Source organism: Crocosphaera chwakensis CCY0110 (assembly GCF_000169335.1).
Classification (GTDB): domain Bacteria; phylum Cyanobacteriota; class Cyanobacteriia; order Cyanobacteriales; family Microcystaceae; genus Crocosphaera; species Crocosphaera chwakensis.
Window position 1 is genome coordinate 159,924 of record NZ_AAXW01000001.1, and the last position, 16,198, is coordinate 176,121.

Here is a 16,198-nt window from a genome sequence, read left to right on the forward strand (position 1 = left end):
TCAAGTTAACGCTTCAAAACCTGCCACTACATCTAACAATTCTGAAGTAATTGCACTTTGACGTTGACGACGATATTGACCATTGAGTTCATCGAGATGTTCTTCAATATTCTTCTGGGCCGACTGCATAGCAGCAAGACGACTGGCGTTTTCACTGGCCAAGGAAGCAGCAACCGCACGATAGAGAGACACAAAGAGATATTGACTAATCAGTTCTTTAAAAAGGTCTTGCCAGTTCATGGTAAAGGTGGGAAGGGTATCAGTGGGCCAGTCTTTTTGTTCTAAAGAGCGTAACCAATCTCGATCAAGGGGTAATAATTGTTGATAAGAGGAACGATAGGAAGATCCTGAAGTGGGTTGATTGTAAAACAGTAAAATTTTGCTAATTTTATGTTTTTCTTGCCAATCATCCAGCATTAACAATATATCTTGTACCGTTTCCCCGATGCCTTCTACGGAAGTAGGTAACATAAATTGATTGGCCAGTTGATAGGAACTGGTTTTAAAATAAGGAATTAAGCGAGAGCCGACCGTTGCCACAAAAAGATTTTTGGGCTTCGATAAGGACTGAAGCTTATTTTTAGCATATTTAGCCATATTTTCATTAAACTGACCACATAAGCCTTGATCCGACCCTAAAATAATGGCTCCAATGTTGGGGTCAGGAAGATTATTTTTTTCTTTTATGGTTAAAACAAGAGATTTTCCTGCAAAATAACGCTCTTTTGCCAGAATTTCAAACCCCATCTCTACAGTATGATTATATTCCACTAAAGATTCCACTGCTTGCTCATACTGTCGAATACTAACAGCAGCAAGGGCCTTCATGGTTTTTACTACCGAATATAAATCTTGAACACTATCAAGGGTTGCTTTGAGAGATTCAGGGGTTTGAGACATGATGTTAACCGATACCTATTTCCTAAAGTTTAAACATTTTAGTCTGTAGGTTAGTTAAAGCAGCGAAACCTAACTCTTAGCTAACTATATGTGCAGCAACGAAACCCGACTTACTAAATCAGCGATCGCTAATTTAACTCGCCCTATTAATTTAGCATAAGCTTTTTTGTTTGATTTCTGATTAATTGGATTAAACTATTATTGAACTATTGTTGTGAAGCAATTGGTCGTTCACCGTCGATATCTAATGTATCTACGACCTGATATTTGTTAGCCATAATGGGACGAGTTCCGTCTGCTTCAAAAGTTTCAACAACATTTGTGTCACTATTATTTACGGGACGTTCACCATCTATTTCTAACGTCTTGTCTGCTTCTACATTATCAGAATCTGTCAAAGCATTATTGTCTATATTTAGAACTTCTCTGACTTCTGAATCCTTATTATTTGTCGAAAAACTTTTAGATTCGCGATTATTAGAATCATCCTTTTCAGTTGTTTGATTGCGTGTTACATAATCAAAACCTTTAACGACTGGACGAACTCCATCCTCCTCAAATGTCTCTACTATTTCTACTTCTTGGCTTTCAATGGGACGAGTTCCATCTGCTTCAAAAGTTTTATTTTCTTGATGTTTAACCATACTAAATATTTAAAATTGCTATTTTATTTAATAAATATCGTATCGCAACACGACAATAATTAAATCTAACTAAGGTGTTATATTTTTAAGGTGTCTATACTAAATTACTAATTAATACCAAAGCGAAAAATTAAGGATGAGTAGGTACGTTGGGTAGAGGGACGAAACCCAACTCATAACCTCTGAAAAATTAGGGACGAGTCGAAGTAATAGTAAGAGAAATATGTTGACCTAAAGCTTGTAAAGCGCGTTCTATGGTAGGAAGCTTGGTACGATGATGAGGATCGAGAATTCTACGAACTTCTTTTTCATCAACATTGAGTAAAGAGGCTAATTGTACTTTAGAAAGGGTAGATTCTTTCATGGCGAGATAAACAGAAGCTTTAAGGGCAGTTTGAATGGGAAGATAAACCTTGTATTCATCCTCAGTTAAAGGTGATGAAATAGGAATTTCCCGTTGATCGTCAATACGGGCTGCGATCGCTTCTTCTAGACAATCACTGGCTTCGATTAAAGCTGATTCTACATTATCACCTTGAGTAATTGCCTCTGGTATATCTCTCACCGTAACTATCCATCCACCGTCTACGTCATCAGGGGTTAATTTAGCCCCGTAGCAAAACCGACTCATTGTCATACCTCTAGATAATGTCATCTTCTTCTAAACCTAACTGCTTTAACATCGCTTTGACTGTACCTGTTTTGAGTTCCTGTGACGGATTTCTAACAATTGTTAGTCTTTCGCCGAAGTATAGGGTAACATGGCTTCCTTTTCCCCTTTTTTTATCCACATAAGCCTTAATTCCTTGCTTTTTTGCTAACTTCTTAATTTTTTTAATAAACTCATTCCCTTTCATTGACTGATTTTCGGACATTTTTGCCTTATTTGTCAACCATAACTTTTTCAATTATGAGAATCATTCTTAATCTTGTTGGGTTTCGTTCCTCTACCCAACCTACGAGATCGGCGCACTGCTCCTTTACTTGCTGATAGATTTCCAGTCTCCGAAGTAGGGTCCTTTTTCAATAGTGCCATCAAACATGATAGTATCGCAGATAAAATTCGCACCTCTACAGATCAAGTCGTGGAGGGCGGGAGTAGCATCTCTAAAATCAGCCTCAATCAAAGTAGCGTTACTGAAGGGAGTAAGTTTAGCTCCGCAGAAGATAGCCTGGGTAGCGTTGATGAAATTCAAGTCAGTGTCAGTCAAATCGGCATTGGTCAAATTACACAGATACAAGTTGGCACATTCCAAATTGGCATTCCTAATAATTGCGCCTTCCAACCGAGCTTCTATCAAGCAAGCACTGAAAAGATCGGCTCCAGTAAGGTCGGCTTTTCTCAAGTCGGCCTCACTCAAATCGGCTCCCCGCAAGTTAATGTCCCGCAAAACAGCACCTTCAAGATCGATCCAGTTCCGTCCACATCCGCTTTCTCTGACTACTACAGCACCAGCGAAATTTCGCTCACCGAAGGTGTACTTTTTCAACAATTCATCAGTAGTAATTTCCCAAACCATAATTCAACCTTTAACCTCGTTTCTAATATCAACAATAGTATGTAGGTTGAGTAGAGGAACGAAAGCCAATTCATAGCATCTTTGTTATCGTTTATTGATGCAATGAAAAAAATCCAGGGTGCAGGAGTTGAACCTGCCTAGCACGAATTATGAGTTCGTTGCCTAAACCGCTCGGCCAACCCTGGAAATAAGGCTAAATAATTTTAGTCCTTATCAATTATAACGTTTCAAGAACCCTATTGGTTAACAAATTTGCTCATAACTTCAGCATTATCGCTCCAAACAGCAGCAATATTAATGGTTCCATTCAAGAAGTTTTGACGACAAGCGCGACGCTGAATTTTACCACTGGCGGTTTTTAACACAGTTCCAGATTTAGCTAAAACAATAGCATAAGTTTGTATTTCGTGTTCTTCAGCAATTTCTTGACGAATATCTCCCAATAATTGCTCAAAGTCCAAGTCTCCGCTTCGTCTTTCCAACTCCTGCACAATCACTAATTGTTCTTCTCCCTCCACTTCAACGGAAAAAGCAGCCCCATAGTCAGACCGAAAAACAGGGTTAAGATGTTGTACACTCCACTCAATATCTTGGGGATAATGATTCGTTCCTCGAATAATAATCAAGTCTTTCATCCGTCCCGTAATATAGAGTTCTCCCTCTTTTAAAAACCCTAAATCTCCTGTTCTTAAAAAAGGCCCTTCTTCCGTACCCTTGATATAAGCTTGGAAGGTTTCTTCTGTTGCGTCTTTTCTTTGCCAGTAACCCTGAGCTACACTAGGGTCAGATACCCAAATTTCTCCTACTTCATCATCAGCGCAACGGGTTAAGGTATCGGGGTTAACGATCGCCACTTTAGTCTCACAGACTAACTGTCCGCAACTCGCCATGATACGGGTTCCTTTTTCCTGTTGGGGATCAGCTTCTACAATTTTATCTTGTTCTAAGGCTGACGCATCTAAACAAGCAAACACGGGATGGGTTCCTTTGGGTTTAGTCGATACCAGTAACGTATATTCTGCTAACCCGTAAGCTGGGGCGAAAGTTTCCCAGCGAAACCCACAAGTGGAAAAGGTTTCAACAAAATTCATCATCACCTTGGGGTTAATGGGTTCAGCCGCGTTTCCGGCTGCTTGCCAACTACTTAAGTCCAGTTGTGCCATATCTTTGCTTCTGAGGCGACGCAAACATAAGTCATAGGCAAAGTTAGGACCTTGAGAATGGGTGACTTTGTACTTGGTGATGTTACGCAACCATTGAATAGGACGCTTAATAAAGGAAAAAGGAGACATTAAATAACAAGGGGTTCCGTTGTACAAAGGAACGGTTATCCCTTCTACTAAGCCATAATCATGAAAATAGGGCATCCAAGTATGGGTAACACTATTTTCATCGTAGCCACAGGCTCGTTGTAAATAGTGGGCATGGTGCATTAAATTGAAGTGAGATAACATGACTCCTTTGGGAGTAGAAGTTGAGCCAGAGGTATATTGTAAGTAAGCTAATTCATCTTTATCCACCTGGGGATCTTTCCACCCCTCAGCCAGCGATAAATCCACCTTAGCGGTGTCGATCCACTTCATTTGCTCAAATTCGGGGAATTCCTCTTTAACGTCTTCTACCAGGGATAAAATAGCCTCTGTGGTGAGGGCAAAGGTAGCGTTAGCATCCTGTACAATAGACCGCAGACGGGGTAAAGTCCGTTTCAGTCTTCCTGACTCCGGTGGGGGGACGGGAATGGCAATAACCCCAGCATATAAACAGCCACAAAAAGCTGCAATGACTTCTAACCCTTGGGGATATAAAAGTAATGCTCGTTCTCCTCTAGCTTGATATTTTTGTAGTAAGGTAGCGATCGCTTTAGCTTGTCGATCTAATTCTGCGTAAGTTAAGGGTGGGGTTTCTTTTTTTCCGTCTATTAAAAAAGTATAGGCGTGACCTTCTGGGGTTTGCTGAGCCCTTAGACGCAATAATTCTATTAAGGTGGTGGGAGTGGTTAAAGATTTTTCTAAGCTTTGAGTCATGGTTATCTTTGAAGAAGGAGTCACCGAGTCAGAATAATAGTTAACATTGAATTTTTACCCCAAAAAGACGATAAAACGTTTAAGGGTAAAAGGATACAGAATAGCGAGTTTAAATATATCAACAAACTGTATCAATTCTAAAGGAAATCTTCACTTTGGCAAGTGCAAGTTATTAGTTACTCTTCCCTTTTCCTTATTTCCTGTTCACTGTTAAAACGGAAGACGAGGAACTTTACTGACAAACCCTTCTATGTTTTGATAAATTTCTGCTAAGCGATCGCCGTCTACATGAATTTCTTCGGTGGGATAGTTCTCAAATATTTCAATTAATCTTATATTTTTATCAGATAACGCAGAGGTAACTAAGGCCCCTCTTAATGATTCTCTATTAGCTCTTTTTGATGGGGTATGAATCACTTCTCCAATGGGATCGAGTACGATTCCTCCTGCAAAACTATTAAGAGCTTTTGATAAAAAAACAGGATCAACATCGACGTTATTATTTAATAATGCCCTTAATTCTTCTGGTTCTTTATTAGCTAATTTTAAATAGGATCTGAGGGATCTTGATGCTTCTCCTGTCTCTGCTAATTGACTTAACTCTTCAACGGAGACAGATTCTCTTAAAATACTGTATTTCAATATAACAGTTTCAGCAGCTTGAACTGGTACTTTAGCTGAAAATATCCCTAAGATAGAAACTAAGAGACTCAACACAATATGATTTTTCTTAGATAGCTTTTTCTTCTGTGTCATCATTGTTAATTTATTGACCTATTAATATTTTTATCTCTATTATTCTAACTAAGATAAAATGATTTGCCCCAAATTTCAAGACAGTAACTTAAGGTGTCACAGACAAGATTCTCATCAAGTTATCACGCTTCTCGGATACAGCATTGCCTGTTGCCTTTTACCTTGAATATAATAGATAGAGTGGCTTGGAAAATAAGGAAGGTATTATATGACACTTCAGCCTGAAATTATGCAATCTGTTGAACAATTGGGCTACCGTGTCACTGTGGGAGACGTAGCAGCAAAATCAGGATTAAATATTAATTTAGCACAACAAGGACTGCTGGCTTTAGCATCTGATGTTTCGGGACATCTACAAGTTGCAGAGTCAGGAGACATTATTTATCTTTTTCCTGAAAATTTTAGAACAATTCTTCGTAATAAATACTGGAAATTACAATTCAAAGAAACTTGGGAAAAAATCTGGAAAGTTCTATTTTATATTATTCGTATCTCTTTTGGAATTATTTTAATTGCTTCAATTATTTTAATGTTAGTTGCTATCACTGTTATTGTTATTGGTCTTAATTCTAGTCGTGAAGGAGATAATAGTTCTGGAAGTCGTAGCAGAAGTTATCGAGGAGGAGGATTCTTTTTCTTTCCCAATTTTAATAATCTCTTTTGGATTTTTTATCCTGATTATGGTTACCGTCGTCATGGTTACAATTCTTCTAGAAGATCCAACAATAGAAATTCTAACGAGATGAATTTTTTAGAAGCTATTTTTTCCTTTTTATTCGGAGATGGCGATCCTAATTACAATTTAGAAGAACGTCGTTGGAAGGCGATCGGAACAGTTATTAAAAATAATAAGGGGTCAATTATTGCTGAACAAGTGGCTCCCTATCTCGATAATATTGATCGATATAATCAAGAGAATGAAGACTATATTTTACCTGTATTAACTCGTTTTAATGGAAGTCCTGAAGTCTCCCCTAATGGTGAATTAATCTATTATTTTCCTGAGTTACAAGTCACGGTTCAAGAATCAACTCAAAAATCTATTTCTAGTTATCTACGAGAAAGATTATATAAATTTAGTGAAGCTGCTAGCAGTCAAATTATGTTAGCTATTGGCTTAGGGGCATTTAATTTCATTCTAGCGTTAGTATTAGGATCATTTTTAAAAGATCCTGCTATTGTGGCACAATTTGGTGGGTTTATTGCCTTTGTTAATTCAATTTATTGGTTATTATTAGGGTATGCGATCGCCTTTTTAGGAATTCCTGCTATTCGTTATTTTGTTGTTCAAGCAAGAAACAGTAAAATTGAAGAAAGGAATGCTAAAAGACAAGAAAGAACTAAACTATTACAGAATAAAGATCAAACTATACAACATAAATTAGAATATGCTTCTCAATTTGCCACTCAAGCTATTCTGCAACAATCTGATATTGCTTATACGACAGAAAAAGATATCTTAGAACAAGAAATCGAACAAGCGGACAAAATTGATCAAGAATGGAAAAAACGCCTTGATGCTTCTGATGATTAATGCTTATTTTCTGGTTAAGCTCTGTATATTGCTTATCCATTTTCTGCTCGATTTTGCCTAACCCTGTATCTAATTTTTAGGTAATTCCTTTTAACATATCTTCCAGGGTGTAAGTAACAGTAATAGGTTCTTGAGTCATAATAAGTCCTACATGATTATAATTCTAAATTCTCGATTATTCATAATCTAAAATAACCTGTACCCATTTCGGAGGACGAGGAATACGATTACCTAATTTATCTAACACTAATAAAGCTACCAAATGTACCGCAAATAAATAAATCAGACTATTGACAAAAACTAGAACAACTGCTAGTAGTTGAATGAAAATAGCACTAGGTTGAGTTAATATTCCTAATTTTAAAAAAATCCATTCAGCTAATCCAGTCATCTGATTAATGATGTATTGCCATAAATCTTCCCCTAAGAGAATAGAGAATAACCAAAAGCGAAAAAAGAACCCAAACGTCCCCAATAACGCTCCTGTAATCATGGAAAACTCCCAGGGGAGACCTCTACGCCAAAATGCTCCTAACTGAACCCCCATCACTCCATAGGGAATCAAAAAGACAATACTACGAGTAGGCCCCATTAATACCGTTAATAATAACCCCGATACTAAAGCACCCATCCAAGCTGAACGGTTTCCCCAACGCAGATAAAGTAAAGCAATGGGAATAGGGAAAAATATCCGTAACAGGGGGCCAACAGGAAAATAATAGTTAATCAACCAAATTAAGCTACCGGCGCTGGCCAAAAAAGCAGTTTCCACCATCGCCAGGGTTTGACGAATTTTAGCAGATTTGGGGTTTAACGGAGGGGTTGGCATTTTGAGAGGGGTAGGTTGAGGTTCATTGCTTAACTCGTCCCTCTCATCTACCCAGTTGGCATCATCCATAAGTTAGGAAATAATTTGTTCTAGAGAGTCCAGAGAGAAGATACAGAGGATATCATCTTCCCGTTTAATTAAACCTTTTTTTTCTAATTTAGTCAGCGATCGCGTTACCGTTTCTCTGGCTAACCCACTAATACTACTCAACTCTCGATGAGGTAAATTAGGAATTTCAACCCCTTGGGTGGTTTGTTTTCCCTGGCCTTCAGCCAAGAATAACAAGGTATCAGCTACCCTTGAGAGACTATCAGCTTCGCGTAACCTTAATCGTCGGTTAAGTTGACGTAGACGCTTAGCCATAACCTGAGCAAGTCGAATACCGGCCACTGGATCGCTATGAAGTAGGGTAACAAAATCTTGTGAAGGAATGCTACTAATAGTGGTAGGGGTTAAGGTAATGGCATCGGTTGATCGTGGAACTTCTTCTAAAGCAGCCATTTCGCCAATGACTTCCCCTTTCCCTACAATATTTAGGGTCACTTCTTTCCCATCAACATTGTGGGTGCGAATTTTTACCCATCCATCTAGGATAAAGTAAACCGAGCCTCCCCAGTCATTTTCGAGGAGAATAACACGATTGGCAGGATGACTCCGAATCACCGCATGACTCATTACCAGTTCTAAACTTTCTTCTGGTAATTCATTAAAGAAGGGTGCTTTTTGTAGACTGTCTCGGAGGTTAGTAGATTGATTACGATAGTTTTTAATATCTTCCATAAGCTTCATAAGCAGATTATAAATTGATCTGCTATGCTAAGCCTATCAAAAATCATCGGCTTAATGATTAAAGTTTCTCAAAGTTGCTTATTTTTTGTTTCTTTTAAAGGTTATTGTGACGGTTCAAGATAATGTTCAATCCTTAATTAGCCAGCTTGAGCAGATTTTATGGCAAGATAAGCTCAAGGAGCATCCAGAGGTGTCACTCTTACTCGAACGAATACGACACCATTTGCTCAAAAGTCAATCTACTTTAGAAAATAATTATGATATTTATGCTGAGAGACTCAGTGAGATAATTTTAAATCGAGTCGATGATGAAATTAGTGATCGCATTTTACAAAAGGAGTTACGGCAACTACAGGATCAAAAAGAGGTTTTATTACAAGATATTGCAACCCTAAAACAACAAAAACAAGCTATCCTGTCCAACTTATTTCAAGAATTATCAACTGATAAAAAACTATCTGCGCCTTCAGAGAACAACGTTGATATTAACCATTTAACTAACTCAGTAGACACCTTTTTTCAACCTTTATTAGAAGAGTTAAATATTTACTCTGATTCTTTGCAAGAAGGGATAGAAAGAATGTATCGTTTAGGGCAACAGGGTGAAACAAAATTTTTAGCTTATTTAAACCGTTTACAAGAAAAATTAGAATTATTTTTACAACAAGAAGAAGAGACTAACAAGAAAACTATGCTGTCTGATAATTGGTATTTAGGATTTGATATAACCAATAATCAAATTGAAGGTTATTTATTTACCTATCAAACAAGGGATGATTCTTTAGAACAAATAAAATATTACTCTTTATCTGAACTGGTGGACTTATGTAGATTTAATTTATTTGAACATGACAATATTTTAGAAAATATCAAAGAAAATTTGACAGCTTTAGATCGTGTTTTCAATAACTCATCAGTAAAAATAGATCAAAAAATAGCGATTAAAAGTCTTATAGAAAGAATTAAAAGTATTGTTTTTATTTGTCCTTCTAAATGGAATGAAAGAGACCGAAATATAATTGAAGAGATTGTTTTAAAGACCCTAAATATTAGTGAATCAAAAGAATTTATTTGGATTCCTAGGCCGATGGCTTTAACTTTAAGTTCATTTTCTCGAAATTCATCCGATCAAGGCTTATTGACTTGTGTTATCAATTTAACAGAGACAATGACAGAATTATCTATTGTTGATCTGTCTCAAGGACTTTCGGGCATTATAACTCAACAATTATTTTACGGAACCCAAGAAATAGATCAAGATATTCTTTGTCACTTGATTTATCCTCAATGGTACGAAAAAATAACCCTTAACTTTTCTCCTTTTCCTCAACCCTTTCCTACTCCTGGAATGGCTGAAATTACTAAAAGAAAAACGTTTAAACAATATCTAGAAAACAATAGTTTAGGAAAAGCTTTCATCGAAGCTGCTCAATTAACAAGATTAATTTTACAAGAACAAGAAGCATTTACATCTACTCTAATCCAAAAATCTTGGTCAGTTCACCGTCAAGAGATGATAGATAAAGTGATTAATCCTTGGTTGAAAATCCTCCAAGAAAAGCTAAAAGTTTTGTTTTCTCAAGGTCAATATTCTCCTGATTCTATTGATCAAATTATTCTAGCAGGAGCAGAAATTAATACCCTTAATTATGTTTTAATTCATTGGTTTAATAATAGGTTTCCTAATGCTACGGTACTTGTAGCAGAAAAACAAGTAAAAGACGGTCAAATCTTGACAGGGTTAAAGGTTTTATTGAATAATAAGAGTTAAATTCATTAATTATTAATTGTTAATTATTAATTATTAATTAAAATGACCATCAACGAGATACCCGAAACCTCTGATCCCAAACCGATCAAACCTCTACCCAAAATAAAACTCTTAACCATGTTTCGTTTAGGTTTATTCCAAATGGGCCTAGGAATCATGTCCCTGTTGACGTTGGGGGTGATCAACCGTATCATGATCGACGAATTGACTGTACTCCCTTGGATCGCAGCTACCGCGATCGCCATGTATCAGTTTGTCAGTCCGGCGCGCGTGTGGTTTGGACAACTCTCAGATACGAAACCAATAAAAGGGTATCATCGCACAGGATATGTTTGGATAGGTGCTATTCTTTTCACTTCTCTGGCGTTTATTGCCTTACAAGTAGTCTGGCAACTGGGAAGCAGTATCCAGGCAACGGGATGGAGTTGGATAAGTTACGGTTGGGCCATCTTGTTAGGGGTGGTTTTTGGGGGTTATGGATTAGCCTTAAGTATGAGTTCAACCCCCTTTGCAGCGATGTTGGTAGATGTGTCTGACGAGGATAACCGATCGCAATTAATTGGCATTGTTTGGTCGATGTTAATGGTAGGTATTGTCGTCGGAGCGATCGTCAGTTCTCAATTATTGAATACCCCCGAAATTTGTGGTCAAGCTATTTTGTCCTACGATCCTACAGAAACGGCAAAAATGGCTAATATTGCTACCCTACAAGCTACTGTTAACCCTGTGTTTATCATCATGCCAGTGGTAGTCTTAATTATGTCTTTTTTCGCCACTTGGGGGGTAGAATCTCGTTATTCTCGTTTTGGAATGCGGTCACAGACAGTACAACGAGAAGATCAAATTGGTTTACAAGATGCTTTAAATGTCTTGACAGCGAGTCGTCAAACGGGACTCTTTTTTAGCTTTATTTTGATTTTAACCCTTAGTTTATTTATGCAAGATACCGTAATGGAACCTTACGGGGGTGAAGTGTTTGGGATGTGTATCTCTGAAACGACACAATTAAACGCTTTTTTTGGCACCGGAACCCTCTTCGGTATTGCTTCAACAGGTTTTCTGGTGGTTCCCCGTCTGGGAAAACAACGCACCACAAAACTGGGTTGTATCCTAGCAGTGGGTTGTTTTGTCATGATTGTTTTGGCCGGGACTATCCCTAGTCAAAGTCTCCTGAAGTCAGGGTTACTGTTTTTTGGCTTAGCATCAGGGATGATTACCGCCGGAGCCACCAGTTTAATGTTAGATTTAACCGTAGCTGAAACCGCCGGAACCTTTATCGGTGCTTGGGGGTTAGCACAAGCGATCGCAAGGGGACTGTCTACGGTTTTAGGGGGCGTGGTTTTAAATTTTGGAAAAATGGTGTTTCCTGTTCCTGTGTTATCCTACGCTTTAGTTTTTGTTATTCAAGGGTTGGGTATGATTGTGGCGATTTGGTTATTAGGAAAAGTCAATATTCAAGAGTTTCGGGATAATGCTAAATCTGCCCTTTCTATGGTGATGGAAGGGGACTTAGATGGGTAATTTCGGTGAACAGCGAACAGTGAACAGTTTTGAGGAGTGATGGATCAGATTAAAACGTTATTAGAGAAAATTCGCTTTGAAGCAGAAAGGGCAAGTTTTCCCCTTGATACACCTATTTATCAAGCTGCTGGAAAAATTCCAACCGAACCGGTACTTTATGCAGGAAATTTAAACAGTAAAATTTGCTTTTTTGGTCGAGACTTAGGACGGGATGAGGTGGCCAAAGGACAACCTTTAATTGGTTCAGCCGGTACGATGGTTCGTAAAGGATTTTATCAAGGCATTTATCATCAAGAAGCAACTTCCCCCGAAGACTTACAAGCTATCTGCGATCGCGCTTTACTCACCAATACTGTCCCTTATAAACCCCCAGGAAATAAAGCTTATTCTGTTAAAGTCAAAGAACGATTTCGTCCCTTTATTGAACAATTATTGGTGATTCATTGGGGAGGAACTCAAATCGTGACCTTGGGGACAGAAGCGTTTAAATGGTTTACTCCCTACGCACCAAAAGAGGAAATTGAGACATTTTGGAAACGCAGCGACCGCTATGAAGTACAAATGCGTGTAACCCTTGAGGCCGTTGATTTCCAGAAAACAAAGCACCAGCATCAAGTATCCCTACTCCCGTTACCCCATCCTTCCCCCTTGAATAAGCGGTATTACGCTAAATTTCCCGAAATGCTTCAACACCGATTAAACGAATTAGAGTTCTAGGCAAATCAGGTAAAAACAAGTTACAATAGGAATTCATGGGTGTGTAGCTCAATGGATAGAGCAACAGCCTTCTAAGCTGTCGGTTACAGGTTCGAGTCCTGTCACACCCGTTTGTTTTCTGATTTCATCCGTGTCTTAGTTAACTGGAAATATTTGCTACTCAACTGAAAAACGCTATATTAGCGATTAAATGCTCAGTCCTAAAGTCACTAAGCTCATGAAACCAGAAACAATTTTAGACAAAATTAAGCCCAAAAAAGTTAGTCTTAGCCGTCAGTTATTCCTTAGACCTTATTTACTCGAAGGAATAATCGTTGCTCTATTAGTTGTAGCGACGATTCTGATTAATTATAAAATGATAAAAGATGGAATTAATGGAAAAGTTGATCTTAAATGGCATCTGACTTGGATTCAACATTTTTCTAAACAACTATCCGAAGGAATCTGGTATCCTCGATGGTTAGCTGGAACAAATTATGGATATGGCAGCCCTACTTTTGTTTTCTATCCACCATTTGTTTATTATCTTGGCTCATTTCTAAAGTTGAGTGGTTTAAATACTCAAGATGTCGTTATTACACTCTTTTCTTTAGCACTTTTCTTATCAGGTTTTACTTTTTACCTTTATGGTCGAAATCAATGGGGAAGAACTGCTGCTTTACTGGGTGGATTTGCTTATATGACAGTTCCCTATATTGCTTTTGATATTTATTGGAGAGGAGGATTAGCATCAGTCTTTGTGCAAGCATGGATTCCCTTACTTTGGTGGTCAACTGACCAATCTCTCTCCGAAAAAAAATGGCGATTCACACTACCTATGTCTTGGACATTGATTGCTTTGACTCATACTCCAAGCTTATTAGTCTGTGCAATTGTTTGGTTTCCTTATGTCTTATTTTCTATACTTAATCGACCTTGGAAAGCTGTGGTAAAAACCATTATATCTGCAGGTATAGGATGGGGAATAGCCTCTTTTTATTTATTACCGGCTATCCTCGAAAAACGCTTTGTTAATATCGAGGTCATGAGAGGCATTTGGGGAGGTGCTGCAGCCAATTTATTAAATTTTAGAGATATTTTTACTAATATTGATAAGAATCAGATTGTGTATATTTTTAGTCATCAAGCTTTAGTCGTTCTTCTCTTAATGATTATTGCTTTTGTTATTTATCGTTATCAATCTAATATTACTAAAAAAATACAGCCCTGGTTAGTTTTTATATTAGCTTTAGTTTTTATAATGAGTTCTTTTTCTGAATTTATTTGGAACATGAGTCCTACCTTACAAATGCTACAATTTCCCTGGCGATTTTTACAGATATTTTCATTTGTGGGAGCAGTTGTCTTTGCGATCGTTGTTCAAGGTCTTTTACAATTACCTCTTACTCCTCGTTTCTTACTATCAACAGTTATTATAGGCATTCTTTTCTTTAATTTTAGCTATTCTTACAAGTTATCCCGTAAATACGTTACACTGAGGAATCCAGGTCGGGGTAGCATAGAACATCTTAGTCATATTGTAACTATTCTCGAAGATCCCTACACGAATAAATTAAGGGATGTTGAAGAATACCGACCTATTCTCAATGAAGATCCTTCATCCCCTCCCATACCTCTTCAAGATCAACCTAAAATTGCTGTTGTTAGTGGTGAAGCTAAATTTCAAATCGAGGAATGGAAAAGCTATTATCGAAAGTTTACTGTGACGGCAGAGAAATCATCAAAACTCCAAATCAGACTTTATTATTATCCAGCTTGGCATTTATATATTAATCAGAAATCCTATCCTATTAAAATGTCTAAGGATGGAAGCATAGAATTGCAACTGGACTCTGGCTTATACAACGTAGAATTGCGATATCAATGGACTCTAGCTTTTACCATAGGGGTCATTGTCAGTTTTTTGAGTTTTGCTACTTTAATCTTTTTTAATAGGAATGTCGGGAGAAGTCCTCATATTTTGAAGCAAGAGTCAATCTAGCGAAGAGAATTCAACCATTTTTCTATATATTTGACTTGATCATAAATTAATTAGATTAACAAAACTTACCCTTTGATTATGCCCTAATAAATCTTTGAAAGTAACATCATACAATCAACAGACTTATCTAGAGTATAACAAGCTGTAATCTTGCACAAAATGTGAAAACTGTGTAACTTTCTGTTAATATCTTAGAGAAAGGTTAAGAAACGTTACAAATTTATATAAATGAAATTATTAATCGTCGGTGCAACAGGGACGCTAGGGCGACAAATAGCCCGTCGTGCCATAGATGAAGGTCATGAAGTCCGTTGTTTAGTTAGAAATGCCAGAAAAGCAGCCTTCTTAAAAGAATGGGGTGCAGAATTAAGACCAGGGGACATCTGTAAACCAGAAACCTTACCCCCTATCTTAGAAGGAATGGACGCAGTCATTGACGCGGCCGCAGCAAGGCCAACGGATAGCCTGTCTATGAAAGAAATCGATTGGGATGGGAAAGTAAACTTAATCCAAGCAGTTGAAAAAGCTGGTATTGACCGTTATATCTTCTTTTCTATTCTTAACGCTGAGAAATACCCTGATGTGCCGTTAATGAATATTAAACACTGCATAGAAAAATTCTTAAAAGAGTCAAAACTCAAATATACCATATTACGTCCTTGTGGCTTTATGCAGGGCTTAATTGGTCAATACGCGGTTCCTATGTTAGATAACCAAGCGGTTTGGATATCAGGAGAAAGCACTCCTATTGCTTATATGGATACTCAAGACGTAGCTAAATTAACCATTCGTGCGTTAGAAGTCCCCGAAACCCAAAAACAGACTTATCCGATGGTAGGAACAAAAGCATGGACAGCAGAAGAAATCATCGAATTATGTGAAAGACTTTCAGATAAACGAGTAAAAATTGCCCGTGTTCCCTTAGGACTGCTAAGATTTTTACGTCGCTTTACTCGTTTCTTCCAATGGACGTATAATATTTCTGACCGCCTAGCGTTTGCTGAAGTTTTGGCCAGTGGTAAACCTTTAAATGCCTCAATGGATGAAGTTTACAAAACCCTAGGGGTTGATCCAAAAGAAACGACTACTTTAGAAGCTTATTTTCAAGAGTATTTTAGTCGTATTCTTAAAAAGCTCAAAGAAATCGATTACGAAAAGAGCAAAGCGAAGAAGAAAAAGAAAACCCCTTTTAAATCTTCTGTCTAAGTCAAA

At 37.6% G+C, this 16,198-nt stretch carries 15 protein-coding genes and 2 tRNA genes; 7 read left to right on the top strand and 10 right to left on the bottom strand.

The features are described 5' to 3' along the window. From CY0110_RS00830 to CY0110_RS00865, 8 genes are all read right to left on the bottom strand, one after another. The gene (locus CY0110_RS00830; protein WP_008272626.1) at positions 1–900 is read right to left on the bottom strand and encodes a F0F1 ATP synthase subunit gamma; all 900 of its coding nucleotides are present in this window, start codon (positions 898–900) and stop codon (positions 1–3) included. A gap of 206 nt (positions 901–1,106) precedes the next feature. Further along, positions 1,107–1,544 carry a hypothetical protein gene (locus CY0110_RS00835; protein ID WP_008272627.1) on the bottom strand — a complete coding sequence of 146 codons (438 nt, stop codon included), beginning with the start codon at positions 1,542–1,544 and terminating at the stop codon, positions 1,107–1,109. A 190-nt stretch (positions 1,545–1,734) separates the two neighbouring features. Then, positions 1,735–2,199 carry a type II toxin-antitoxin system HicB family antitoxin gene (locus CY0110_RS00840; protein ID WP_008272628.1) on the bottom strand — a complete coding sequence of 155 codons (465 nt, stop codon included), beginning with the start codon at positions 2,197–2,199 and terminating at the stop codon, positions 1,735–1,737. Beyond that, positions 2,186–2,419 (bottom strand): type II toxin-antitoxin system HicA family toxin, encoded by a 234-nt coding sequence (locus tag CY0110_RS00845; protein ID WP_050779931.1) that lies wholly within the window; start codon positions 2,417–2,419, stop codon positions 2,186–2,188. The genes CY0110_RS00840 and CY0110_RS00845 overlap by 14 nt, the downstream gene beginning before the upstream one ends. A gap of 105 nt (positions 2,420–2,524) precedes the next feature. Then, positions 2,525–3,064 carry a pentapeptide repeat-containing protein gene (locus tag CY0110_RS27820; protein WP_008272631.1) on the bottom strand — a complete coding sequence of 180 codons (540 nt, stop codon included), beginning with the start codon at positions 3,062–3,064 and terminating at the stop codon, positions 2,525–2,527. Positions 3,065–3,176: 112 nt separating this feature from the next. After that, positions 3,177–3,249, bottom strand: a tRNA-Ile gene (locus CY0110_RS00855). A 51-nt stretch (positions 3,250–3,300) separates the two neighbouring features. Next, positions 3,301–5,088 (bottom strand): fatty acyl-AMP ligase, encoded by a 1,788-nt coding sequence (locus CY0110_RS00860; protein ID WP_008272632.1) that lies wholly within the window; start codon positions 5,086–5,088, stop codon positions 3,301–3,303. 210 nt (positions 5,089–5,298) lie between these two features. Next, complete coding sequence (locus CY0110_RS00865; RefSeq protein WP_035797995.1) at positions 5,299–5,844, bottom strand: alpha/beta hydrolase; 546 nt, start codon at positions 5,842–5,844, stop codon at positions 5,299–5,301. A gap of 208 nt (positions 5,845–6,052) precedes the next feature. Here CY0110_RS00865 and CY0110_RS00870 point away from each other — a divergent pair, with 208 nt between their 5' ends. Beyond that, positions 6,053–7,378 (top strand): hypothetical protein, encoded by a 1,326-nt coding sequence (locus CY0110_RS00870; protein ID WP_008272634.1) that lies wholly within the window; start codon positions 6,053–6,055, stop codon positions 7,376–7,378. Between the two features lie 175 nt (positions 7,379–7,553). Here CY0110_RS00870 and CY0110_RS00875 read toward each other — a convergent pair whose 3' ends face one another. Together CY0110_RS00875 and CY0110_RS00880 are read right to left on the bottom strand one after the other, a co-directional pair. Then, positions 7,554–8,276, bottom strand: a complete 723-nt coding sequence (locus CY0110_RS00875) for a DUF2232 domain-containing protein (protein ID WP_008272635.1) — start codon at positions 8,274–8,276, stop codon at positions 7,554–7,556. A 3-nt stretch (positions 8,277–8,279) separates the two neighbouring features. After that, positions 8,280–8,987 carry a Crp/Fnr family transcriptional regulator gene (locus CY0110_RS00880; protein ID WP_008272636.1) on the bottom strand — a complete coding sequence of 236 codons (708 nt, stop codon included), beginning with the start codon at positions 8,985–8,987 and terminating at the stop codon, positions 8,280–8,282. 115 nt (positions 8,988–9,102) lie between these two features. Between CY0110_RS00880 and CY0110_RS00885 the strand changes: the two genes are divergently transcribed. The 6 genes from CY0110_RS00885 to CY0110_RS00910 all read left to right on the top strand — a co-directional run bounded on the left by CY0110_RS00885 (position 9,103) and on the right by CY0110_RS00910 (position 16,192). Beyond that, entirely contained in the window at positions 9,103–10,767 is a 1,665-nt protein-coding gene (locus CY0110_RS00885; protein ID WP_008272637.1) for a hypothetical protein, read from the top strand. A 42-nt stretch (positions 10,768–10,809) separates the two neighbouring features. Then, entirely contained in the window at positions 10,810–12,288 is a 1,479-nt protein-coding gene (locus tag CY0110_RS00890) for a BCD family MFS transporter (RefSeq protein ID WP_008272638.1), read from the top strand. 39 nt (positions 12,289–12,327) lie between these two features. After that, positions 12,328–13,005: a uracil-DNA glycosylase family protein gene (locus CY0110_RS00895; protein WP_008272639.1), complete on the top strand. Its 678-nt coding sequence runs from the start codon at positions 12,328–12,330 to the stop codon at positions 13,003–13,005. Positions 13,006–13,042: 37 nt separating this feature from the next. Beyond that, positions 13,043–13,115, top strand: a tRNA-Arg gene (locus tag CY0110_RS00900). A gap of 107 nt (positions 13,116–13,222) precedes the next feature. Continuing rightward, the gene (locus CY0110_RS00905) at positions 13,223–14,986 is read left to right on the top strand and encodes a YfhO family protein (protein ID WP_035797998.1); all 1,764 of its coding nucleotides are present in this window, start codon (positions 13,223–13,225) and stop codon (positions 14,984–14,986) included. A gap of 228 nt (positions 14,987–15,214) precedes the next feature. Beyond that, positions 15,215–16,192 carry an SDR family oxidoreductase gene (locus CY0110_RS00910; RefSeq protein WP_008272641.1) on the top strand — a complete coding sequence of 326 codons (978 nt, stop codon included), beginning with the start codon at positions 15,215–15,217 and terminating at the stop codon, positions 16,190–16,192. Positions 16,193–16,198: the final 6 nt, after the last annotated feature.

What these genes read in the sequence shown, in the direction of transcription:
- CY0110_RS00830 (WP_008272626.1), bottom strand. Translation starts at nt 900, where the DNA reads ATGTCTCAAACCCCTGAATCTCTCAAAGCAACCCTTGATAGTGTTCAA.
- CY0110_RS00835 (WP_008272627.1), bottom strand. Translation starts at nt 1,544, where the DNA reads ATGGTTAAACATCAAGAAAATAAAACTTTTGAAGCAGATGGAACTCGT.
- CY0110_RS00840 (WP_008272628.1), bottom strand. Translation starts at nt 2,199, where the DNA reads ATGACATTATCTAGAGGTATGACAATGAGTCGGTTTTGCTACGGGGCT.
- CY0110_RS00845 (WP_050779931.1), bottom strand. Translation starts at nt 2,419, where the DNA reads ATGTCCGAAAATCAGTCAATGAAAGGGAATGAGTTTATTAAAAAAATT.
- CY0110_RS27820 (WP_008272631.1), bottom strand. Translation starts at nt 3,064, where the DNA reads ATGGTTTGGGAAATTACTACTGATGAATTGTTGAAAAAGTACACCTTC.
- CY0110_RS00860 (WP_008272632.1), bottom strand. Translation starts at nt 5,088, where the DNA reads ATGACTCAAAGCTTAGAAAAATCTTTAACCACTCCCACCACCTTAATA.
- CY0110_RS00865 (WP_035797995.1), bottom strand. Translation starts at nt 5,844, where the DNA reads ATGACACAGAAGAAAAAGCTATCTAAGAAAAATCATATTGTGTTGAGT.
- CY0110_RS00870 (WP_008272634.1), top strand. Translation starts at nt 6,053, where the DNA reads ATGACACTTCAGCCTGAAATTATGCAATCTGTTGAACAATTGGGCTAC.
- CY0110_RS00875 (WP_008272635.1), bottom strand. Translation starts at nt 8,276, where the DNA reads ATGGATGATGCCAACTGGGTAGATGAGAGGGACGAGTTAAGCAATGAA.
- CY0110_RS00880 (WP_008272636.1), bottom strand. Translation starts at nt 8,987, where the DNA reads ATGGAAGATATTAAAAACTATCGTAATCAATCTACTAACCTCCGAGAC.
- CY0110_RS00890 (WP_008272638.1), top strand. Translation starts at nt 10,810, where the DNA reads ATGACCATCAACGAGATACCCGAAACCTCTGATCCCAAACCGATCAAA.
- CY0110_RS00895 (WP_008272639.1), top strand. Translation starts at nt 12,328, where the DNA reads ATGGATCAGATTAAAACGTTATTAGAGAAAATTCGCTTTGAAGCAGAA.
- CY0110_RS00905 (WP_035797998.1), top strand. Translation starts at nt 13,223, where the DNA reads ATGAAACCAGAAACAATTTTAGACAAAATTAAGCCCAAAAAAGTTAGT.
- CY0110_RS00910 (WP_008272641.1), top strand. Translation starts at nt 15,215, where the DNA reads ATGAAATTATTAATCGTCGGTGCAACAGGGACGCTAGGGCGACAAATA.